The 22,581-nt window shown below is 60.7% G+C and carries 18 protein-coding genes; 13 read left to right on the top strand and 5 right to left on the bottom strand.

All coding sequences use genetic code 11. The features are described from left to right. Window positions 1–179 precede the first annotated feature (179 nt). Together Q7C33_RS11870 and Q7C33_RS11865 are read left to right on the top strand one after the other, a co-directional pair. Window positions 180–2,639 carry an EAL domain-containing protein gene (locus Q7C33_RS11870; RefSeq protein ID WP_407683437.1) on the top strand — a complete coding sequence of 820 codons (2,460 nt, stop codon included), beginning with the start codon at window positions 180–182 and terminating at the stop codon, window positions 2,637–2,639. A gap of 79 nt (window positions 2,640–2,718) precedes the next feature. Beyond that, window positions 2,719–3,489, top strand: a complete 771-nt coding sequence (locus Q7C33_RS11865; RefSeq protein ID WP_206768601.1) for a TenA family transcriptional regulator — start codon at window positions 2,719–2,721, stop codon at window positions 3,487–3,489. A 211-nt stretch (window positions 3,490–3,700) separates the two neighbouring features. On the opposite strand, the gene Q7C33_RS11860 is transcribed toward Q7C33_RS11865, so the two are convergent. From Q7C33_RS11860 to Q7C33_RS11840, 5 genes are all read right to left on the bottom strand, one after another. Continuing rightward, window positions 3,701–4,627 (bottom strand): GGDEF domain-containing protein, encoded by a 927-nt coding sequence (locus Q7C33_RS11860; RefSeq protein WP_030141024.1) that lies wholly within the window; start codon window positions 4,625–4,627, stop codon window positions 3,701–3,703. Between the two features lie 357 nt (window positions 4,628–4,984). After that, the gene (locus tag Q7C33_RS11855; protein WP_198797552.1) at window positions 4,985–5,725 is read right to left on the bottom strand and encodes a YciK family oxidoreductase; all 741 of its coding nucleotides are present in this window, start codon (window positions 5,723–5,725) and stop codon (window positions 4,985–4,987) included. Between the two features lie 197 nt (window positions 5,726–5,922). After that, window positions 5,923–6,594 carry an N-acetylmuramic acid 6-phosphate phosphatase MupP gene (mupP, locus tag Q7C33_RS11850; RefSeq protein ID WP_030141022.1) on the bottom strand — a complete coding sequence of 224 codons (672 nt, stop codon included), beginning with the start codon at window positions 6,592–6,594 and terminating at the stop codon, window positions 5,923–5,925. A 4-nt stretch (window positions 6,595–6,598) separates the two neighbouring features. Then, complete coding sequence (ubiG, locus tag Q7C33_RS11845) at window positions 6,599–7,297, bottom strand: bifunctional 2-polyprenyl-6-hydroxyphenol methylase/3-demethylubiquinol 3-O-methyltransferase UbiG (protein ID WP_030141021.1); 699 nt, start codon at window positions 7,295–7,297, stop codon at window positions 6,599–6,601. A 60-nt stretch (window positions 7,298–7,357) separates the two neighbouring features. Next, window positions 7,358–8,689, bottom strand: coding sequence for a TRZ/ATZ family hydrolase (locus Q7C33_RS11840; protein ID WP_407683436.1), 1,332 nt, complete (start codon window positions 8,687–8,689; stop codon window positions 7,358–7,360). 106 nt (window positions 8,690–8,795) lie between these two features. On the opposite strand from Q7C33_RS11840, the gene mtnA reads away from it, so the two are divergent. The 11 genes from mtnA to Q7C33_RS11785 all read left to right on the top strand — a co-directional run bounded on the left by mtnA (window position 8,796) and on the right by Q7C33_RS11785 (window position 22,483). Then, window positions 8,796–9,872: an S-methyl-5-thioribose-1-phosphate isomerase gene (gene mtnA, locus Q7C33_RS11835; RefSeq protein WP_030141019.1), complete on the top strand. Its 1,077-nt coding sequence runs from the start codon at window positions 8,796–8,798 to the stop codon at window positions 9,870–9,872. 443 nt (window positions 9,873–10,315) lie between these two features. Further along, window positions 10,316–12,988, top strand: coding sequence for a DNA gyrase subunit A (gene gyrA / locus Q7C33_RS11830; protein WP_030141018.1), 2,673 nt, complete (start codon window positions 10,316–10,318; stop codon window positions 12,986–12,988). A 282-nt stretch (window positions 12,989–13,270) separates the two neighbouring features. Then, window positions 13,271–14,356 carry a 3-phosphoserine/phosphohydroxythreonine transaminase gene (gene serC, locus Q7C33_RS11825; protein ID WP_030141017.1) on the top strand — a complete coding sequence of 362 codons (1,086 nt, stop codon included), beginning with the start codon at window positions 13,271–13,273 and terminating at the stop codon, window positions 14,354–14,356. After that, on the top strand, window positions 14,356–15,450 hold the full coding sequence (pheA, locus tag Q7C33_RS11820; protein WP_003199233.1) for a prephenate dehydratase: 1,095 nt from the start codon (window positions 14,356–14,358) through the stop codon (window positions 15,448–15,450). The genes serC and pheA overlap by 1 nt, the downstream gene beginning before the upstream one ends. A 13-nt stretch (window positions 15,451–15,463) precedes the next feature. Then, window positions 15,464–16,576, top strand: coding sequence for a histidinol-phosphate transaminase (hisC, locus tag Q7C33_RS11815; RefSeq protein ID WP_407683435.1), 1,113 nt, complete (start codon window positions 15,464–15,466; stop codon window positions 16,574–16,576). A 28-nt stretch (window positions 16,577–16,604) separates the two neighbouring features. Further along, window positions 16,605–18,812 (top strand): bifunctional prephenate dehydrogenase/3-phosphoshikimate 1-carboxyvinyltransferase, encoded by a 2,208-nt coding sequence (locus Q7C33_RS11810; RefSeq protein WP_407683468.1) that lies wholly within the window; start codon window positions 16,605–16,607, stop codon window positions 18,810–18,812. Next, window positions 18,809–19,498 (top strand): (d)CMP kinase, encoded by a 690-nt coding sequence (gene cmk / locus Q7C33_RS11805; protein WP_030141014.1) that lies wholly within the window; start codon window positions 18,809–18,811, stop codon window positions 19,496–19,498. Before Q7C33_RS11810 ends, cmk begins: the two co-directional genes overlap by 4 nt. 120 nt (window positions 19,499–19,618) lie before the next feature. Next, window positions 19,619–21,310: a 30S ribosomal protein S1 gene (gene rpsA, locus Q7C33_RS11800; RefSeq protein ID WP_030141013.1), complete on the top strand. Its 1,692-nt coding sequence runs from the start codon at window positions 19,619–19,621 to the stop codon at window positions 21,308–21,310. A gap of 202 nt (window positions 21,311–21,512) precedes the next feature. Next, on the top strand, window positions 21,513–21,791 hold the full coding sequence (locus Q7C33_RS11795; protein ID WP_407683434.1) for a hypothetical protein: 279 nt from the start codon (window positions 21,513–21,515) through the stop codon (window positions 21,789–21,791). 144 nt (window positions 21,792–21,935) lie between these two features. Continuing rightward, window positions 21,936–22,232 (top strand): integration host factor subunit beta, encoded by a 297-nt coding sequence (gene ihfB, locus Q7C33_RS11790; protein ID WP_030141011.1) that lies wholly within the window; start codon window positions 21,936–21,938, stop codon window positions 22,230–22,232. Between the two features lie 26 nt (window positions 22,233–22,258). Continuing rightward, complete coding sequence (locus Q7C33_RS11785) at window positions 22,259–22,483, top strand: lipopolysaccharide assembly protein LapA domain-containing protein (protein WP_030141010.1); 225 nt, start codon at window positions 22,259–22,261, stop codon at window positions 22,481–22,483. Window positions 22,484–22,581: the final 98 nt, after the last annotated feature.

Here is a 22,581-nt window from a genome sequence, read left to right as displayed (position 1 = left end):
CGGTGTGAAAAATATAAGGGGGCGTCTAAAAGACGACGCTTACCCTCTTCGGACTCCAGGTACCGAGGTTCAGTGCGTCAAATAAATGGACAGCCTCTTGCGGGGAGCTGCTGCGCCTCCTAGTCTTGCAAGGATGATTGGCGTCAATGCTGATCGCAGTTACCTGTGCAAGGGACCTCATGAAGCAAAAGCGGACTCTCGGAACTCCTCGGCTGTTGGGCATCGTCTGGCCTTTTATAGCAGTTGTCCTGTTTCAAGCCCTTCTGGGAGGCGTCAGTCTTTACGTATTGTCGGCAGTTCGCGGTTATGTAGCAGGGGAAAGCCTTTGGTCCAAGGGCCAGAAAGACGCCATTTATTACCTCAATCTTTACGCTGACAGCCGTGACGAGGCGATTTTTCTCAAGTACCAGCAAGCCATCGCCGTGCCCGAGGGCGGTCACGAACTGCGGGTAGCACTGGACCGCCAGCCGCCTGATCTCGACGCCGCGCGGGCCGGGATTCTCAAGGGTGGCAATCATCCCGACGACGTAGCCAGCGTGATCTGGCTGTATCTCAATTTCCGTCATTTCAGCTATCTGGAAGAAGCTATCGATCTCTGGACGGTGGGTGATGGCTACCTGATTGAACTGGACAGCGTCGCCCGGCAGATGCACGCCAACATCAGCACCGGCCAAGCCTCGGAAACGGATATCCGCGGCTGGAAGGCACAGATCTTCGCCATCAACGATTCCGTAACCCCAGCCGCGAAGGCCTTCAGCGATGCCTTGGGCGAGGGGTCGCGGTTTATCCTGCGCCTGTTGCTGGTGACCAATTTCGCCACGGCCCTTGGGTTGATTGTCCTCGCGCTGTTGCGCACCCATAAACTGCTGGCCCAGCGGCAGGTCTTCGCCAATGCGCTTCAGTTGGAGAAGGAGCGGGCCCAGATCACCTTGCAATCGATTGGCGACGGCGTGATTACCACCGACGTCGAGGGCGCGATTGCCTACATGAACCCTGCCGCGGAAGCGATGACCCACTGGAAAGCCGAGCACGCCACGGGATTGCCCCTGGCGGCGCTGTTCAATCTGCTCGATGACAATGCCCAGACGGAAGGGCTGACCTTGATCGAGCATATCCTGAGCGGACGATTGGGGGGCGGCAGCGAGCATTCCAAGTTGATCCAGCGCCTGGACGGCAGCACGGTGTCGGTCACCCTGGTGGGGGCGCCGATCCGCCACGCCGGCAAGGTCAGTGGTGCGGTGCTGGTGCTGCACGACATGACCCAGGAACGCCAGTACATTGCCAATCTGTCCTGGCAAGCCACTCACGATGCGCTGACCGGCCTGGCGAACCGCCGCGAATTCGAATACCGCCTTGAACAAGCCCTGCATAACCTGACCCGCCAGGTTGGGCGCCACGCCCTGATGTTTCTCGATCTCGATCAGTTCAAGCTGGTCAACGACACCTGTGGCCATGCGGCCGGTGACGAGTTGTTGCGGCACATTTGTGCCTTGCTGCAATCGGGGTTAAGGGAAAACGACACATTGGCCCGCTTGGGCGGCGATGAGTTCGGCATCTTGTTGGAAAACTGCTCGCCGGAGGCCGCGGAGAAAATTGCCGAAGGTCTGCGCCAGACCGTACAGAACCTGCATTTCGTGTGGAAAGGCCGGCCATTCGTGACCACCGTGAGTATCGGCCTGGTGCATATCGCCCAGAGCCCGACCACCTTGGAGGCATCCCTGCGCGCCGCCGACATGGCCTGCTACATGGCCAAGGAAAAGGGGCGCAACCGGGTCCAGGTCTACCATGCCGACGACTCGGAGTTGTCCCTGCGCTTCGGCGAGATGGCCTGGGTGCAGCGCTTGCACATGGCCCTGGAGGAAAACCGTTTCTGCCTCTACGCCCAGGAGATCGCTGCATTGGGCCCGGGGGATCATGGCGGTGGGCATATCGAGATATTGCTGCGCCTGCATGACGAGGCCGGGCGGATGATCCTGCCTGACAGCTTCATTCCGGCGGCGGAGCGCTATGGCTTGATGACGTCGTTGGACCGCTGGGTGGTGGAGAATGTCTTCAGGATCATTCGCCAATGCCTGAACGAATCCCGGCAAGGCCCGTTGGCCATGTGTGCGATTAATCTGTCAGGCACGACTATAGGAGATCAGGCGTTCCTGGACTTCTTGCGTAAACAGTTCGCGGCCTACTCGATTCCGCCGGAAATGATTTGTTTTGAAATTACCGAGACCAGCGCCATTTCGAATCTCGGTAGCGCGATTCGCTTTATCAATGAACTCAAAGGTTTGGGCTGTTATTTCTCACTGGATGACTTTTGTGCCGGAATGTCTTCATTCGCTTACCTGAAACATTTACCTGTAGACTTCTTGAAGATCGACGGGAGTTTCGTAAAGGATATGCTGGACGACCCGATCAACCGGGCAATGGTCGAAGTGATTAATCATATCGGCCATGTCATGGGTAAGCGTACGATTGCCGAGTTTGTTGAAACGGCCCAGATCGAGCAGGCATTGCTGGAAATCGGTGTGGACTACGCTCAGGGGTATGTCATCGAGCGGCCACAGATGTTTACCTGTGACACGTTGCAATGTAGGCCGGCCAGGCCTCAGCCGTTGTTGTTCAAGGCCCCCGGCACGTTCCGCTGAAACTCTTGTTGATCCGCAGAAAATCACAATCAAAAGGAGCCCGACAGTGATCGACACATTCAACCGAACAGGCCCGCTCATGGACGCCAAGAGCTATCCGCAATGGGCACAGCAGCTCATTGCAGATTGCGGCGAGAGCAAGCGCCGGGTTGTAGAACACGAACTGTATCAACGCATGCGCGACAACAAGCTCAGCGCCAAGACCATGCGCCACTACCTTATCGGTGGTTGGCCCGTCGTCGAACAGTTCGCCTTGTACATGGCACAAAACCTCACCAAGACACGCTTCGCTCGCCATCCCGGCGAGGACATGGCGCGCCGCTGGCTGATGCGCAACATTCGAGTCGAACTCAATCATGCCGATTATTGGGTGAACTGGAGCGCCGCTCATGGCGTGACACTCGAAGATCTGCAGGCGCAGCAGGTGCCACCTGAGCTGCATGCGTTGAGTCATTGGTGCTGGCACACCAGCTCGGCGGACTCGTTGATCGTGGCGATTGCCGCGACCAACTACGCCATCGAGGGCGCGACCGGGGAGTGGTCGGCGGTGGTCTGTTCCAGTGGCGTCTACGCGGCGGCTTTCGCCGAGGAAGACCGCAAGCGGGCCATGAAGTGGCTGAAGATGCACGCCCAGTATGACGATGCCCACCCTTGGGAAGCGCTGGAGATCATCTGCACCCTGGCGGGCATGAATCCGAGCAAGTCGTTGCAGATGGAACTGCGCCAGGCCGTCTGCAAAAGCTACGACTACATGTACCTGTTCCTGGAGCGCTGCATGCAACTGGAACACTCGGGCGTTGTAGAGAAAACTGCGCCCAGCCGTGAACGCCTGGCGTTGGCGGGTAGCTGATCCCCTATAGCTTGACCCTCCTGTGGGAGCGGGCTTGCTCGCGAAAGCGGTCTGACCTTCAACCTTGCGTTGACTGATCCGGCCCCTTCGCGAGCAGGCTCGCTCCCACATTGGTTTTGTGGTGACCAGAAGTTTCAAGTGCGCCGCCATTCCCTTGTGGGAGCGGGCTTGCTTGCGAAGGCAATGGGTCGGTGTTCAGAGCGTTTGGGCTTCAGCCCGCCATCGTCAGCCGGTTCCGACCTTCGCGCTTGGCCACGTATAACGCGCTGTCGGCCCTGCGCAACAGGCTTTCAGCGGACTCACCCGGCAGCAGCGTTGCGCATCCCAGGCTGACGGTCAGTTCGATCCGAGTGCCCGCAGCAAAGTAATCCTGTGCCTGGGCGGCGTAACGCAGCCGTTCGCCGACCATGGCCGCCGCGTCCCGGCTGGTATTGGCCAGCAGGATCAGGAATTCTTCGCCACCAAACCTGAACACCATGTCCACATTGCGCAGTTGGCTCTTGATCGAGTCGGCCACGGCTTTCAGCACTTCGTCGCCGACGCCATGCCCATGGCTATCGTTGATACGCTTGAAATGGTCGATGTCCAGCATCAACAGCGAGAGTGGCTGCATGTGACGCCTGGCCATGTCGATCTCACGTTCCAGCGTCTGGTCCATGGCGATACGGTTGCCGGTACCGGTCAGCGGATCGCGCAAGGCGCTTTGCGTGGCGGCGCGATAGAGCAAGGCGTTGCGCAGCGGGAAAAACAGCGTGGAGAGTATCGACTCGAGTTCGCTCTGCTCCGAGTTGGCGAAGCGCTGGTTGCGGCGGAACACCAGTTCACCCAAGTGTTCGCCTTCATGGCTAAGGTTGTAACTGAGGCTGTGATGTCCGCGCTGGCCGAATTCCAGGCGCAAGTCGCTGGGTTTGTGCTGGTAGGCCAGCGCATCCAGGGGCACCAGCCGCTGCACTTCGCGGAAGAACAGGCCGAGGATCCGTTGCGGCTCCAGGCTGGTCTGCAACTGCTGGCTCAATTGCTGGCGCACTTGTGAAAGGCTGACGGGCCGCGTCACGAGCGGCGACGGCTGGGCCAGGCCCAGGCGCTGCAGCTTGGCGCTGTCAAAGTCGATCGCATTGGTCTGCGTGGGCGTTTTCATATGGCGTGAGCCCCTAACTGAGTCGATCCTGGCCGGCGGGTGAAGCGGCACTGGGCTACGCGTCGTACTGGTCCATCAGTCCCGAGGGACATTGATCTGAGTTTAGTCCGCTTTACTTGCGCTGGCGGATTGCGTCTCAACGTCCATTGCTTGCCGGACATGGCGTGCTTGAGTGGTTAGAGCGAAAGTCGTGCCATTCGGTTCATCTTTTAAAAAATACGCGAAAAAACAGCATGTTACCGTCGGGTTAGGGGCGATAAGAGGGGCGGCTGGCGGCAAGGTCTTGGCGCTTCGCTGGGTAATGCACCGAAGGCGTCTGCGCCGCGACGGTAAACCGCCGCGACGGGAGGCGGGCAGTTATTGCGCGTTGAAAGCCTGGCCATTGATGCCTTGGCTGTCCGGCCCCATCAGGTACAGGTAGACCGGCATGATTTCTTCAGGCGTCGGGTTGTTGAGCGGATTTTCCCCCGGATAGGCCTGGGCCCGCATGCTGGTGCGGGTGGCGCCGGGGTTGATGCTGTTGGAGCGCACTGGCGCAACGGTGTCGACTTCGTCGGCGAGCGTTTGCATCAGCCCTTCGGTGGCGAACTTGGAGACGCCATAGGCGCCCCAATACGCCCGGCCCTTGCGCCCGACGCTGCTGGAGGTGAACACCACGGACGCGTCCTTGGACAGCTTCAGCAATGGCAGCAGGGTGCTGGTGAGCATGAACATGGCATTGACGTTCACGTGCATCACGCGCATGAAATTCTCACCGGACAACTGCTCCAGGGGCGTGCGTGGGCCGATGATCGAGGCGTTGTGCAGCAGGCCGTCGAGGTGGCCGAACTCGGTCTCGATCATGGCGGCCAGCTCATCGTATTGATGGGGCAGGGCGGTTTCGAGGTTGAAGGGGATCACTGCCGGCTGTGGATGACCGGCTGCTTCGATTTCGTCGTAGACCTGGGTCAGGTTGGCCTCGGTCTTGCCCAACAACAACACGGTGGCGCCATGGGCGGCATAAGCCTTGGCGGCAGCCGCTCCGATACCACGGCCGGCACCGGTGACCAGAATGACGCGGCCTTCGAGCAGGTCGGGGCGGGCGGAGTAGTCAAACATAAAGAAACCTCACGAAACAAAACAATGCGTAGTGGTGCGCAGTTGTGGCGAGGGGATTTAGCGAAACGTCGCACCGCCCCGCTGGGTTCGATTTGATGTACTGCGGTGGCAGATATATTTTGGGGGCGCTTCGCGACCCAACGGGGATAAATCCCCTCGCCACAGCAAGCTCCCTCGCCACAAAAGCGGTACTCAGATCAGCAACTGCACAGCGCGTTATCCAGCACTTCACGCAGGGCCAGAGGATGGTCGATCACCACATCCGCGCCCCAGTGCTTGGGGTTGTCGTCCGGGTGGATGTAGCCGTAGGTCACCGCGCAGGTCTTGGTGCCGGCGCTGCGGCCGGACTCGATGTCCCGCAGGTCATCGCCCACGAACAGCACGCTGGCCGGGTCCAGGTCGAGCATCTTGCAGGCCAGGATCAACGGTTCCGGGTCCGGCTTGCTGTTTTTTACGTGATCGGGACAGATCAACACTTTCGAACGCTCGGCCAGGCCCAACTGCTGCATGATCGGCTCGGCAAAGCGTACCGGCTTGTTGGTGACCACGCCCCAGATCAGGTTGGCCGCCTCGATGTCGGCCAACACTTCGGCCATGCCATCGAACAGATGGCTGTGGACCGCGCACCCCTTGAGGTAACGGTCGAGGAATTCCTGGCGCAGCTCCTCGAACCCCGGGGATTCCGGGTCCATCGAAAACGTCACCGCGACCATCGCCCGGGCACCGCCGGAAATTTCGTCGCGGATGTGCTGGGTGTTCATCGGCGGCAGGCCACGGTCGGCGCGCATGGCCTGGCAGATGGCGATGAAGTCTGGCGCGGTGTCGAGCAGCGTGCCGTCCATGTCGAAGAGAACCGCTTGGAGACGCATCGACTTATTCCTCGCGCAGGGTCTGGATCATGTAGTTGACGTCAACGTCGGCGGCCAGCTTGTAGTGCTTGGTCAGCGGGTTGTAGGTCAGGCCGATGATGTCCTTGACGGTCAGCCCGGCCATGCGGCTCCAGGCGCCCAGTTCGGAAGGCCGGATGAATTTCTTGAAGTCATGGGTGCCGCGTGGCAGCAGCTTCATGATGTATTCGGCGCCGATGATCGCGAACAGGTAGGCCTTCGGGTTGCGGTTGATGGTGGAGAAGAACACCTGGCCGCCGGGCTTGACCATCTGGAAGCAGGCGCGAATCACCGATGACGGGTCCGGCACGTGTTCCAGCATCTCCAGACAAGTGACCACGTCGAACTGCCCGGGCATTTCCTCGGCCAGGGCTTCGGCGGTGATCTGCCGGTATTCCACGCTGACGCCGGATTCCAATTGATGCAGTTGCGCAACGGCCAGCGGCGCCTCGCCCATGTCGATGCCCGTGACGGTGGCGCCGCGCAGGGCCATGGCTTCGCTGAGGATGCCGCCGCCACAGCCGACGTCGAGGACTTTCTTGCCGGCCAGGCTGACCCGCTCGTCAATCCAGTTGACCCGCAGCGGGTTGATGTCGTGCAGCGGTTTGAATTCGCTCTCCCGGTCCCACCAGCGATGGGCCAGGGCTTCGAACTTGGCGATTTCAGCGTGGTCGACGTTGCTCATGTGCAGATCCTCGAAAAACTTGAAAAATCAGTGACCCCGAGCCGTGGCTCAAGGGGCGTGCTATTCGTTCTGGCCGCTCACCCGGCGGCCCCAGGCCTGGGCCGTGGCGGTCAGTTGCGCCTCGTCCATGCGAGTCAGGCGACCGTCCTCCAGCAACGGCTTGCCGGCCACCCACAGGTGTTTCACGCAATGGCGGCCGGTGGCGTAGATCAACTGCGAAACCGGGTCATAGATCGGTTGTTGCGCCAGGCCGGACAGGTCGAAGGCCACCAGGTCGGCAGCCTTGCCGACTTCCAGTGAACCGACGATCGACTCGATACCCAGCGCGCGGGCGCCGTTGAGCGTGGCCATGCGCAGGGCCCGATGGGCATCCAGCGCGGTGGCCGAGCCGGCGACGGCTTTCGCCAGCAGGGCGGCAGTGCGGGTTTCGCCCAGCAGGTCCAGGTCATTGTTGCTTGCCGCGCCGTCCGTGCCGACCGCGACGTTGACGCCGGCCTGCCACAGGCGTTCCACCGGGCAGAAACCGCTGGCCAGTTTCAGGTTCGATTCCGGGCAATGGATCACGCTGCAGTTGTGTTCTACCAGCAGGGCCTGGTCCTCGTCGCTGACCTGAGTCATGTGCACCGCCTGAAAGCGCGGTCCCAACAGGCCAACCCGGGCCAGCCGCGCCATTGGTCGCTCGCCGGTGTTATCCACAGCCTGCTGCACTTCGAAGGCGGTTTCGTGAACGTGCATGTGAATGGCCGCGTCCAGCTCCTCGGCGATCACCCGGATTTTCTCCAGGTTCTCGTCGCCGACGGTGTACGGCGCGTGCGGGCCGAATGCGACTTTGATCCGTGGATGGTGCTTGAGATCGCCAAACAGCTCGATGCCCTGACGAATGGCGTCATCGGCGCTGGCAGCACCGGGTATCGGAAAGTCGAGGATCGGGATGGCGATTTGCGCGCGGATGCCGCTGTTATGGACACGCTCGCTGGCAACCTTGGGGTAGAAGTACATGTCGGAGAAACAGGTGATGCCGCCCTGGATCTGCTCGGCGATCGCCAGGTCGGTGCCGTCGCGGACGAAGTCTTCATCGACCCATTTGCCCTCGGCGGGCCAGATGTGCTGTTCGAGCCAGGTCATCAGCGGCAAATCATCCGCCAGGCCGCGGAACAGCGTCATCGCCGCGTGGCCGTGGGCGTTCACCAGGCCCGGGCTGAGGAGCATGCCAGGCAGTTCGCGGATTTCCGTGGCATCGCACTTCATGGCTTCGGCCCGTGGCCCGATGAACACGATGGAGCCATCACGGATGCCCAAACCATGATCCTTGAGCACGACACCGGCGGGTTCGACAGGCACCAACCAGGTCGGCAGCAATAATAAGTCGAGCGCAACGGCAGGCTTGGGCATCGTGGAACGGTTCCATGGGTTATAAAGGATGGCGAAGTATACCCGAGCGTCTTCGCGGAGGGATCGCTATAATCGGCGGCTTTTGTTCATGAGTGCGGGGTGAAGGATGCGCGATCGACTGTTGGCTGCGGAGAAGGTGAAGGCCATCGATTGGCGCGATGGCGCTCTTTATCTGCTGGATCAGCGTGTTTTGCCGTTCGAGGAAAACTGGATCGGCTACACCAGCGCGGCCGGCGTGGCCGAGGCCATCCGTTCGATGGTGGTGCGCGGTGCGCCGGCGATCGGCATCAGTGCCGCCTATGGCGTGGTGCTGGCGGCGCGGGCGCGGTTGGCCGAGGGTGGTGACTGGCAAGATGCGCTGGAAGCGGATTTTGCCTTGCTGGCCGATTCCCGGCCGACGGCGGTCAATCTGTTCTGGGCGCTGGACCGCATGCGCGACCGCTTGGCGCGTCTCAAGGAACAGGCCGACCCGCTGGCGGCCCTTGAGGCTGAGGCCATCGCGATCCACGAAAGCGACCGCGAGGCCAACCTGACCATGGCCCAGCTCGGTGTTGACCTGATCCGCAAGCACCAGGGCAACGCCCAGGCCATCCTGACCCATTGCAACACCGGCGCCCTGGCCACCGGTGGCTTTGGTACCGCCCTTGGGGTGATTCGCGGGGCGTTCATCGAGGGTATGGTCGAGCGCGTCTATGCCGATGAAACCCGTCCGTGGCTGCAAGGTTCTCGCCTGACCGCGTGGGAACTCGCCAACGAAGGCATTCCGGTGACACTCAACGCCGACTCCGCTGCCGCCCACATCATGAAGACCAAGGGCGTGACCTGGGTGATCGTCGGCGCCGACCGCATCACCGCCAATGGCGACGTGGCGAACAAGATCGGCACTTATCAACTGGCGGTCTGTGCCATGCACCACGGCGTGCGCTTCATGGTGGTGGCGCCGAGCTCGACCATCGACATGAACCTGGCCAGTGGCGATGACATTCCGATCGAAGAACGTGATGGGCGTGAGCTGCTGGAAGTCGGCGGCAAGCGGGTCGGGGCGGATGCCGATGCCTTCAATCCAGTGTTCGACGTGACTCCGGCGGACCTGATCGATGCGATCGTGACGGAGAAGGGCATCGTCGAGCGGCCGGATGCGGCGAAGATGGCGCAATTGATGTGTCGCAAGCGGTTGCATTGAAGGCTCTCGGCGCCTGAGCTGGTCCTATCGCGAGCAAGCTCGCTCCCACATGGGATGCGCGGCGTGCCTGAAATCCAGGCACACAACGATCCCTGCGGGAGCGAGCTTGCTCGCGATGGGGCCGGCAAAGCCTGAAAATAAGTGAAATCAGCCACGAATTGCCATTCCCAGCGCCTCTGAGCCCCTCTCGTCCCATTCCAGCCTGTCATCGGTCAACTAACTACACACCATGCGCATCTGGGGGATAGGTGCGTGGCGGCTCTTGTGATAACATCCGGCGGTTTCCAAGGCCGCCTCGCGAGGTGGCCTTTACTGCGCAGATCCATGGCATAACTCGTTGATTTGTCGTAAGTCGCTGCATGGCATTTGTTCTGCAGCGGCGAGCTTCGTTCGTCCCATCTGGACGTGACGAGGTTTCACCAGAAAAAGGAATCAGGCTTCTCATGGGCGAACTGGCCAAAGAAATCCTCCCGGTCAATATCGAAGACGAGCTGAAACAGTCCTACCTCGACTACGCAATGAGCGTAATCGTCGGGCGGGCGCTGCCGGATGCGCGCGATGGCTTGAAGCCCGTGCACCGCCGCGTGCTGTTCGCGATGAGCGAGCTGGGCAACGACTTCAACAAGCCTTACAAGAAGTCCGCCCGTGTCGTCGGCGACGTGATCGGTAAGTATCACCCCCACGGCGACACTGCCGTGTACGACACCATCGTTCGTATGGCGCAGCCGTTCTCCCTGCGCTACCTGCTGGTAGACGGCCAGGGCAACTTCGGTTCGGTGGACGGCGACAACGCCGCGGCCATGCGATACACCGAAGTGCGCATGACCAAGCTGGCCCACGAACTGCTGGCCGACCTGCACAAGGAAACCGTGGACTGGGTGCCGAACTACGACGGCACCGAAATGATCCCGGCGGTCATGCCGACCCGTATTCCCAACCTGCTCGTCAACGGCTCCAGCGGTATCGCCGTGGGCATGGCGACCAACATCCCGCCACACAACCTCGGTGAAGTCATCGACGGTTGCCTGGCCCTCATCGACAATCCCGAGCTGACCGTCGATGAGCTGATGCAGTACATCCCCGGTCCGGACTTCCCGACCGCCGCGATCATCAACGGTCGCGCCGGCATCATCGAGGCCTATCGCACCGGTCGCGGTCGCATCTACATGCGCGCCCGCTCGACCGTCGAAGACATCGACAAGGTGGGCGGCCGCCAGCAGATCGTCATCACCGAGCTGCCGTACCAGCTGAACAAGGCCCGCCTGATCGAGAAGATCGCCGAGCTGGTAAAAGAGAAGAAGCTCGAAGGCATCACCGAGCTGCGTGACGAGTCCGACAAGGACGGCATGCGCGTCGTGATCGAGCTGCGCCGTGGCGAAGTGCCTGAGGTGATCCTCAACAACCTCTACGCCCAGACCCAGTTGCAAAGCGTGTTCGGCATCAACATCGTCGCGTTGATCGACGGCCGTCCGCGGATACTGAACCTCAAGGACCTGCTGGAAGCCTTCGTCCGTCACCGCCGCGAAGTCGTGACCCGTCGTACCGTATTCGAGCTGCGCAAGGCCCGCGAGCGGGGTCATATCCTTGAAGGCCAAGCCGTTGCCCTGTCGAACATCGACCCGGTCATCGCCCTGATCAAGGCTTCGCCAACCCCGTCGGAAGCCAAGGAAGCGCTGGTCAGCACGCCTTGGGAATCCAGCGCGGTGGTGGCGATGGTCGAACGCGCCGGCGCCGATTCGTGCCGTCCGGAAAACCTCGATCCGCAATACGGCCTGCGCGAAGGCAAGTACTTCCTGTCCCCGGAGCAGGCGCAAGCCATCCTGGAACTGCGCCTGCACCGCTTGACCGGCCTGGAGCACGAAAAGCTGCTGGCGGAGTACCAGGAAATCCTCAACCAGATCGGCGAGCTGATCCGCATCCTCAACAGCGCCACGCGCCTGATGGAAGTGATCCGCGAAGAGCTGGAAGTGATCCGCGCCGAATACGGCGACGTGCGCCGCACCGAGATTCTCGATGCGCGCCTGGACCTGACCCTGGGCGATATGATCCCGGAAGAGGAGCGCGTGGTGACCATTTCCCACGGCGGCTACGCCAAGACCCAGCCGCTGGCCGCCTACCAGGCCCAGCGTCGCGGTGGCAAAGGCAAGTCGGCCACGGGCGTCAAGGACGAGGACTACATCGCTCACCTGCTGGTCGCCAACAGCCATACCACGCTGCTGCTGTTCTCCAGCAAGGGCAAGGTGTACTGGCTGAAGACCTACGAGATCCCCGAAGCATCCCGTGCCGCCCGCGGTCGTCCGCTGGTCAATCTGTTGCCGCTGGATGATGGTGAATACATCACCACCATGCTGCCGGTGGAGGAATACACCGAAGGTCACTACATCTTCATGGCAACCGCCAACGGCACCGTGAAGAAGACCCCGCTGGAATCCTTCAGCCGCCAGCGCAGCGTGGGCCTGATCGCCCTGGAGCTGGACGAAGGCGACGTGCTGATTTCCGCCGCCATCACTGACGGCGAGCGCGAAGTCATGCTGTTCTCCGACGGTGGCAAGGTCACGCGCTTCAAGGAATCCGACGTTCGCGCCATGGGCCGTACCGCTCGCGGTGTGCGCGGCATGCGCCTGCCGGAAGGCCAGAAGCTGATTTCCATGCTGATCCCGGAAGAAGGCAGCCAGATCCTCACTGCTTCCGAGCGTGGCTACGGCAAGCGTACCGCCATCAGCGAGTTCCCCGAGTACAAGCGTGGCGGCCAGGGCGTGATTGCCATGGTCAGCAACGAGCGTAACGGCCGCCTGGTCGGTGCTGTCCAGGTGCTTGATGGCGAGGAGATCATGTTGATCTCCGACCAGGGCACGCTGGTACGTACGCGGGTCGACGAAGTGTCCAGCCTGGGTCGTAACACCCAGGGCGTGACGCTGATCAAGCTTGCCAAGGACGAAAAACTGGTCGGGCTTGAGCGCGTCCAGGAACCGTCGGAAGTCGAAGGCGAGGAGCTGGAAGGCGAAGAAGGCGAAGAAGGTGTAGCGTTCGATGGCACCCTCGGTGCCGATGTCGACGACACCGTCGGCGATCAACCACTCGACGCTGCCGCAGACGAAGAAGAACCGCAGGACTAAGCGGACACACAGGGGGCGGATGAAGATTCGCCCCCTTGTTGTTTGTTCCGTTTGAAAATTTGCGACACTGCACATTCCCCTCTGGGGTGATGCTGCTCCCCTGAGGTTTCATACCTTGAGTGAACGGCCCCCCTGTGGGAGCGAGCTTGCTCGCGATGACGGACTGGCATTCAACATCAATGTTGACTGTTGTGCCGCTATCGCGAGCAAGCTCGCTCCCACAGTGGAGTTGTGTGTAGATCAAAAGATTTAAGTGACCACCAGATCAGAGCGAGATTGGATGTGAGCAAGAGAGCCTATAACTTCTGTGCCGGCCCGGCGGCGCTTCCTGAGGCGGTCCTGAAGCGCGCCCAGGGTGAACTTCTCGACTGGCACGGCAAGGGCCTGTCGGTCATGGAAATGAGCCATCGCAGCGATGAGTTCGTGTCCATCGCCACCAAGGCCGAGCAGGATCTGCGTGATCTGCTGAACATCCCGTCCAACTATAAAGTCCTGTTCCTGCAGGGCGGTGCGAGCCAGCAGTTCGCCCAGATCCCGTTGAACCTGCTGCCGGAAAACGGCAAGGCCGACTACATCGACACCGGCATCTGGTCGCAGAAAGCCATCGAAGAAGCGTCGCGCTACGGTCACGTCAACGTGGCGGCTACCGCCAAGCCCTACGACTATTTCGCCATTCCTGGCCAGAACGAATGGAACCTGTCCAACGACGCTGCCTACGTTCACTACGCGCCGAACGAAACCATCGGTGGCCTGGAGTTCAACTGGATCCCGGAAACCGGTGACGTGCCGCTGGTGGCCGATATGTCCTCGGACATTCTTTCGCGCCCGGTGGACATTTCCCGTTTCGGCATGATCTACGCCGGCGCCCAGAAGAATATCGGCCCGAGCGGTATCCTGGTCGCGATCATTCGCGAAGACCTGCTCGGTCGTGCCCGCTCCCTGTGTCCGACCATGCTCAACTACAAGGTCGCGGCCGATAACGGCTCGATGTACAACACCCCGCCAACCCTGGCCTGGTACCTGTCGGGCCTGGTGTTCGAGTGGCTGAAAGAGCAGGGCGGTGTCGAAGCCATCGGCAAGCTCAACGAAGTGAAGCAGCGCACGCTGTATGACTTCATCGACGCCAGCGGCCTCTACAGCAACCCGATCAACAAGTCCGACCGCTCGTGGATGAACGTCCCGTTCCGCCTGGCCGACGACCGTCTCGACAAGCCGTTCCTGGCCGGCGCCGACGAGCGCGGCCTGCTGAACCTCAAGGGTCACCGTTCGGTCGGTGGCATGCGCGCCTCCATCTACAACGCCGTGGACATCAACGCCGTCAATGCGCTGGTCGCCTACATGGCAGAGTTCGAGAAGGAACACGGCTGATGTCTGAGCAAGAACTCAAGGCGCTGCGCCTGCGCATCGATGCCCTGGACGAAAAAGTCCTGGAGCTGATCAGCGAGCGCGCGCGCTGCGCCCAGGAAGTCGCCCGGGTGAAAATGGCCTCCCTGGCCGAAGGCGAAGTCCCGGTGTTCTATCGCCCCGAGCGTGAAGCGCAGGTGCTCAAGCGTGTCATGGAGCGCAACAAGGGACCGCTGGGCAACGAAGAGATGGCGCGCTTGTTCCGCGAAATCATGTCTTCTTGCCTGGCCCTCGAGCAGCCGCTGAAAGTCGCCTACCTGGGGCCGGAAGGCACTTTCACCCAGGCTGCGGCCATGAAGCACTTCGGCCACGCCGTGATCAGCAAACCGATGGCGGCCATCGACGAAGTGTTCCGCGAAGTAGCCGCCGGCGCGGTGAATTTCGGCGTGGTGCCGGTGGAGAACTCCACCGAAGGCGCGGTCAACCACACGCTGGACAGCTTCCTCGAGCACGACATGGTGATCTGCGGCGAAGTCGAGCTGCGCATCCACCATCACCTGCTGGTGGGCGAGAACACCAAGACCGACAGCATCAGCCGGATCTACTCCCACGCCCAGTCCCTGGCCCAGTGCCGCAAGTGGCTGGACGCCCATTACCCGAATGTCGAGCGCGTGGCGGTATCGAGCAACGCCGAAGCGGCCAAGCGGGTCAAGGGTGAGTGGAACTCGGCGGCCATCGCCGGTGACATGGCGGCGGGCCTCTATGGCTTGACGCGCCTGGCCGAAAAAATCGAGGACCGTCCGGACAACTCCACGCGGTTCCTGATGATCGGCAGCCAGGAAGTACCGCCGACCGGCGACGACAAGACCTCGATCATCGTCTCCATGAGCAACAAGCCCGGCGCGCTTCATGAACTGTTGGTGCCGTTCCACGACAACGGTATCGATCTGACACGCATCGAGACCCGTCCGTCGCGCAGCGGTAAATGGACCTACGTGTTCTTCATCGATTTCGTCGGCCACCACCGCGATCCGCTGGTAAAAGGTGTGCTGGAGAAAATCAGTCAGGAAGCAGTGGCACTCAAGGTGCTGGGTTCCTACCCCAAGGCAGTTCTTTAAGGGCGGATAGCTAATGAGTGGCAACTTCCTCGCACTGGCTCAGCCAGGCGTGCAACAACTCTCGCCTTACGTTCCGGGCAAGCCCGTGGACGAACTGGCCCGCGAGCTGGACCTGGACCCGGCCAGCATCGTCAAGTTGGCGAGCAACGAAAACCCGTTGGGCGCGAGCCCCAAGGCGCTCGCGGCAATCCGCGACGAACTGGCCGAGCTGACCCGTTACCCGGATGGCAATGGTTTCGCATTGAAGAGCCTGCTGGCCGAGCGCTGCGGCGTCGAGCTGAACCAAGTGACGCTGGGTAACGGTTCCAACGACATTCTCGAACTGGTTGCCCGTGCGTATTTGGCGCCAGGCCTCAACGCGGTGTTCAGCGAGCACGCGTTCGCGGTCTACCCGATTGCCACCCAGGCCGTCGGCGCCGATGCTCATGTGGTTCCGGCCAAGGATTGGGGGCATGACCTGCCGGCCATGTTGGCCGCCATCGATGCCAACACGCGCGTGGTCTTCATCGCCAACCCGAACAACCCGACCGGCACCTGGTTCGACGCCCAGGCCCTGGACGATTTCCTGCAAGACGTGCCCGAGCACGTGCTGGTGGTATTGGACGAGGCCTACATCGAATACGCCGAAGGCAGCGATTTGCCTGACGGTCTGGATTTCCTAGCTGCCTACCCGAACCTGCTGGTGTCGCGCACCTTCTCCAAAGCCTACGGACTGGCGTCGCTGCGGGTTGGCTACGGCCTGTCCACCGCCGTGGTGGCCGATGTGCTGAACCGCGTGCGCCAACCGTTCAACGTCAACAGCTTCGCCCTGGCTGCCGCTTGCGCAGCGTTGCAGGACGAAGCCTACCTGGCGGAAAGCCGTCGCTTGAACGAAACCGGCATGCAACAGTTGGAAGCCGGCTTGCGTGAGCTGGGCCTGGGCTGGATTCCTTCCAAGGGCAATTTCATTTGTGTAGACGTAGGTCGCGTCGCGGCGCCTGTCTATCAGGGGTTGTTGCGCGAAGGCGTGATCGTCCGTCCGGTAGCGAACTACGGCATGCCCAATCATCTGCGCGTCACCGTCGGCCTGCCGGCGGAAAACAGCCGGTTTCTCGACGCGTTGAGCAAGGTCCTGGCTCGTGGTTGATGTCACCTCGCTGCAACCTGCGGCACCTATGATCGGTCGCCTGGTGGTGGTCGGCCTCGGGTTGATTGGCGGCTCGTTCGCCAAAGGCCTGCGCGAAAGCGGGCTGTGCCGTGAAGTCGTCGGGGTCGACCTTGATCCGCAATCGCGCAAGCTTGCTGTAGAGCTGGGCGTGGTCGATCGCTGTGAAGACGACTTGCTGCTCGCTTGCCAGGGGGCGGACGTTATCCAGTTGGCGGTGCCAATCCTGGCCATGGAGAAACTGCTGGCCCGATTGGCTGGCATGGATCTTGGGCTAGCGATTCTCACTGATGTCGGCAGCGCCAAGGGCAACGTGGTACGGGCGGCGACCGAGGCGTTTGGCGGCATGCCGGCGCGCTTCGTGCCCGGTCATCCGATTGCCGGCTCCGAGCAGAGCGGGGTGGAGGCTTCCAACGCCGAGCTGTTCCGTCGCCATAAAGTTATTTTGACGCCGTTGGACCAGACGGATCCGGCGGCGCTGGCGGTGGTGGATCGCCTGTGGCGCGAACTGGGTGCCGATGTCGAGCACATGCAAGTCGAGCGACACGACGAAGTATTGGCCGCCACCAGCCATTTGCCGCACCTGCTGGCGTTCGGCCTGGTGGATTCATTGGCCAAACGCAATGAAAATCTTGAGATCTTCCGTTACGCTGCCGGCGGTTTCCGCGATTTCACGAGAATCGCGGGTAGCGACCCGGTCATGTGGCACGACATCTTCCTCGCCAACCGCGAAGCTGTCCTGCGCACACTCGATACATTTCGCAGCGATCTCGACGCCTTGCGCGACGCGGTCGATGCAGGGGACGGGCACCAATTGCTGGGCGTTTTCACACGCGCCAGGGTGGCCCGCGAGCATTTCAGTAAAATCCTGGCCCGTCGGGCCTATGTGGACGCTATGAACTCCAACGATCTGATTTTCCTGGCACAACCTGGTGGCTCCCTCAGTGGGCGGATTCGTGTACCGGGCGATAAATCGATTTCCCACCGCTCGATCATGCTCGGCTCCCTGGCCGAAGGCGTGACCGAGGTGGAAGGTTTCCTCGAGGGCGAAGATGCCCTGGCAACGCTGCAAGCGTTCCGCGACATGGGCGTGGTCATCGAAGGCCCGCACCACGGCCGCGTGACGATTCATGGTGTCGGTCTGCACGGCCTCAAGCCTGCGCCGGGCCCGATCTACCTGGGCAACTCCGGTACCTCGATGCGCCTGCTGTCCGGCCTGTTGGCCGCACAAGACTTCGACAGCACCCTGACCGGTGATGCCTCGCTGTCCAAGCGTCCAATGAACCGTGTCGCCAACCCGTTGCGGGAAATGGGCGCGGTGATCGAGACCGCGGCTGAAGGTCGCCCGCCGATGACCATTCGGGGTGGCAACAAGCTCAAGGGCCTGACCTACACCATGCCAATGGCCAGTGCCCAGGTGAAATCCTGCCTGCTGCTGGCGGGGCTCTACGCCGAAGGCAAGACCACCGTCACCGAGCCGGCCCCGACCCGCGACCACACCGAACGCATGCTGCGTGGCTTCGGCTACCCGGTCACCGTTGATGGCGCCACGGCGTCCGTTGAATCCGGCAACAAACTGACGGCGACCCACATCGAAGTGCCGGGCGATATTTCCTCGTCGGCATTCTTCCTGGTGGCGGCCTCGATCGCCGAGGGCTCCGACCTGGTGCTCGAGCACGTCGGCATCAACCCGACCCGTACCGGCGTCATCGACATCCTGCGCCTGATGGGCGCCGACATCACCCTGGAAAACCAGCGTGAAGTGGGCGGCGAGCCGGTGGCAGACTTGCGCGTACGAGCGGCTAAACTCAAGGGTATCGAAATTCCGGAAGCGCTGGTTCCCCTGGCTATCGACGAATTCCCGGTGCTGTTCGTCGCGGCTGCATGCGCAGAAGGCCGCACCGTGCTGACCGGCGCCGAAGAGCTGCGGGTCAAGGAATCCGATCGTATCCAGGTGATGGCGGACGGCCTGCTGGCGCTCGGCGTCAAGTGCGAACCGACGCCGGACGGTATCATCATCGACGGCGGCCAGATTGGCGGTGGCGAAGTCCATGGGCACGGCGACCACCGTATCGCCATGGCGTTCAGCGTTGCGTCCCTGCGCGCCAGCGCGCCGATCCGCATCCATGATTGCGCCAACGTCGCCACGTCGTTCCCGAATTTCCTGGCGCTGTGCGCGCAGGTTGGTATTCGAGTAGCACAAGAGGCACAGTCGTGAACATCAAGGCACCGGTCATCACCATCGATGGCCCAAGCGGATCGGGCAAGGGCACCATCGCCGGCATGCTGGCCAAGCAACTGGGCTGGAATCTGCTCGATTCCGGTGCCCTGTATCGCTTGCTGGCCTTCGCAGCCGCCAACCATGGCGTCGACCTGACCAACGAAGAGCTGCTCAAGGCCCTGGCCGCGCATCTGGACGTGCAATTCATCGCCGCTACCGATGGCCAGTTGCAGCGAATCATCCTCGAAGGTGACGAAGTCAGTGATGTCATTCGCACCGAAAGCGTCGGCGCCGGGGCTTCCCAGGTCGCCGCGCTGCCGGCGGTGCGCGAGGCATTGCTCCAGCGTCAACGGGCATTCCAGGAGCCGCCGGGGCTGGTGGCGGATGGCCGGGACATGGGCACGGTGGTGTTCACCGATGCGCCATTGAAGATTTTCCTCACCGCCAGCGCGGAGGAGCGGGCTCGTCGCCGATATTTGCAGTTGAAGGGCAAAGGCGAGGATGTTAGTCTGTCGAGTCTGCTAGATGAGATACGTGCACGCGACGAGCGTGATACCCAGCGCGCAGTGGCCCCGCTAAAGCCGGCGGCCGATGCGATACAGCTGGATTCCACGGAGTTGTCCATCGACCAGGTGTTGCAACGCATCATGAGCGAGATCGCGCTTCGCGATATCGCCGGGTGACCAGGAAGCTCCGCAGGGGACCAGTCATAGTCCTGCGGTGCTTCTTATATATGAAACTAACCCACATCGTCTGGGGTGTGGAGATGGGCGTTTACTTCGCCCTAATCAACAGGAATTAAAATGAGCGAAAGCTTTGCGGAACTCTTTGAAGAAAGCTTGAAAACCCTGAACCTTCAGGCAGGCTCCATCATCACCGGCGTTATCGTTGATATCGATTACCAGGCTCGCTGGGTAACCGTTCACGCTGGTCTGAAGTCTGAAGCGCTGATCCCGCTTGAGCAGTTCTACAACGACGCTGGCGAACTGAACATCAACGTTGGTGACGAAGTTCACGTAGCGTTGGATTCGGTTGAAGATGGCTTCGGTGAAACCAAGCTGTCCCGTGAAAAAGCCAAGCGTGCTGAATGCTGGATCGTTCTGGAAGCGGCCTTCGCAGCTGAGGAAGTGGTCAAGGGCGTTATCAACGGTAAGGTTAAAGGCGGCTTCACTGTCGACGTTAACGGCATCCGTGCGTTCCTGCCAGGTTCCCTGGTTGACGTCCGTCCAGTGCGCGACACCACGCACCTGGAAGGCAAAGAGCTGGAATTCAAGGTCATCAAGCTGGACCAGAAGCGCAACAACGTTGTCGTTTCCCGTCGCAGTGTCCTGGAAGCCGAGAACTCCGCCGAGCGTGAAGCTCTGCTGGAATCGCTGCAGGAAGGCCAGCAGGTCAAGGGTATCGTCAAGAACCTCACCGATTACGGCGCATTCGTCGATCTGGGTGGCGTCGATGGCCTGCTGCACATCACCGACATGGCCTGGAAGCGTATCAAGCATCCTTCGGAAATCGTCAACGTTGGCGACGAGATCGATGTCAAGGTTCTGAAGTACGATCGCGAGCGCAATCGTGTTTCCCTGGGCCTCAAGCAACTGGGTGAAGATCCATGGGTCGCTATCAAAGCCCGTTACCCAGAAGGCACTCGCGTCACCGCTCGTGTTACCAACCTCACCGACTACGGCTGCTTCGCTGAGCTGGAAGAAGGCGTTGAAGGCCTGGTACACGTTTCCGAAATGGACTGGACCAACAAGAACATCCACCCTTCGAAAGTCGTACAAGTCGGCGACGAAGTGGAAGTCATGGTTCTGGACATCGACGAAGAGCGTCGTCGTATATCCCTCGGCATCAAGCAGTGCAAGTCCAACCCATGGGAAGACTTCTCTGGCCAGTTCAACAAGGGCGATAAAATCTCCGGCACCATCAAGTCGATCACCGATTTCGGTATCTTCATTGGTCTGGACGGCGGCATCGACGGCCTGGTTCACCTGTCCGACATCTCCTGGAACGAAGTGGGCGAAGAAGCCGTACGCCGCTTCAAGAAGGGCGACGAGCTGGACACCGTTATCCTGTCGGTTGACCCTGAGCGCGAGCGCATCTCCCTGGGTATCAAGCAACTGGAAAGCGATCCGTTCTCCGAGTACGTTCAAGAGAACGACAAAGGCGCAATCGTTAAGGGCATCGTGAAAGAAGTTGACGCCAAAGGCGCCATCATCACCCTGGCCGACGATATCGAAGCGACTCTGAAAGCCTCCGAAATCAGCCGTGACCGCGTTGAAGACGCGCGCAACGTCCTGAAAGAAGGCGAAGAAGTAGAAGCCAAGATCATCAGCGTTGACCGCAAGAGCCGCGTAATCCAGCTCTCCATCAAGTCGAAAGACGATGCTGAAGAGAAAGAAGCAATCCAGAGCCTGCGCGACAAGCCAGCTACTGACATTGCTGCTGGTCCTACCACTCTGGGCGACCTGCTGCGTGCACAGATGGAAAAGCAGAACTGAGTTCTGTCAGACCATAGAAAAAGGGCGACTTCGGTCGCCCTTTTTTGTGCCTGCGATTTCTCGGGCTTATCTCGATCGAACAAGGAGTGGTCATGATCATTCGGGGCACGGCGAAACCAACCGCTTCATCAGGCTGTCTCTGTTATGAAACATAATCAAAAACATCCGAGGCAGGGGCCTGTCTCTTATTGAAAGGATCTGAATGAACAAGCTCTTTTTGGTAGCCATTATGCTGACGTTGGCGGGGTGCGTGACGAGCGCTAAGACCCACGCGGTACGTGGTGTAAGCGGCATCGAGATCGACTGTTCGGGATTGGGCTCCCGCTGGGAGAAGTGCTACAAGCGCGCCGCCAGGGAGTGCAAGGATCAAGGCTACAAGGTAATAACCCGATCGGATGACGCCAAGGACCAGGATCAATATCCTTTCGGCTTCAATCCGGCAGGTTACGTGACGAGAACGATGTTGGTCATGTGTCGCTAGTTGAAGGATTCTGTCCGCTCGCACCGAAAAGGGGCGACCAGCATGCGTGGCAGATATGTCAATAGTTGGGCTGTTCAAATTCCTCCGGGCATGCTAAAACCTTTGAAGCGATTTTCCTAGCTGCTTGAAAAAGAAGGGAAAAACATGACGAAGTCGGAGTTGATCGAACGGATTGTCACCCATCAAGGGCTGCTCTCGTCCAAGGATGTGGAGCTGGCCATCAAGACCATGCTCGAACAAATGTCCCAATGCCTGGCCACCGGAGATCGTATCGAAATCCGTGGGTTCGGCAGCTTTTCCCTGCATTACCGCGCCCCGCGGGTGGGTCGCAACCCAAAAACCGGCCAATCGGTCAGCCTCGATGGAAAATTTGTACCTCACTTCAAGCCGGGCAAGGAGCTGCGAGACCGGGTGAATGAGGATGAGGATGACGACGTCTGAAACGGCCCCCAGAAAAAGAGGTCCCCATGCGGAACTTTAGGCGCCTGGCGCTTGTCGTACTTGCGGTGCTCGTGGCTTCGGCTATCGTACTGTTCGTGCTTGAAAACAATCAGCCTGTCGCATTGTTGTTCCTCGGATGGTCGGCACCGCAACTTCCTGTTTCGGTTTTTGTCTTGCTAGCGCTTCTCTGTGGAATGATGATTGGCCCCCTTTTGGCGTGGATCGCCGGGAGAGGTCGGCGGCTGAAATAATGGAATGTGAACCCTGTAGTCTTGGAGTAAGGATCGCTGCCGCAAATTTCTGACTTTGGGTATGCTGCATTTGTTTAATTTAAATAAAAACACCGCCG

Origin of the sequence: Pseudomonas sp. BP11-1-1 (assembly GCF_052112105.1) — a bacterium.
Taxonomy (GTDB): Bacteria; Pseudomonadota; Gammaproteobacteria; order Pseudomonadales; family Pseudomonadaceae; genus Aquipseudomonas; species Aquipseudomonas alvandae.
Note: the sequence above shows the minus strand (reverse complement) of the source record. Positions and strands in the feature narration are given on the sequence as shown.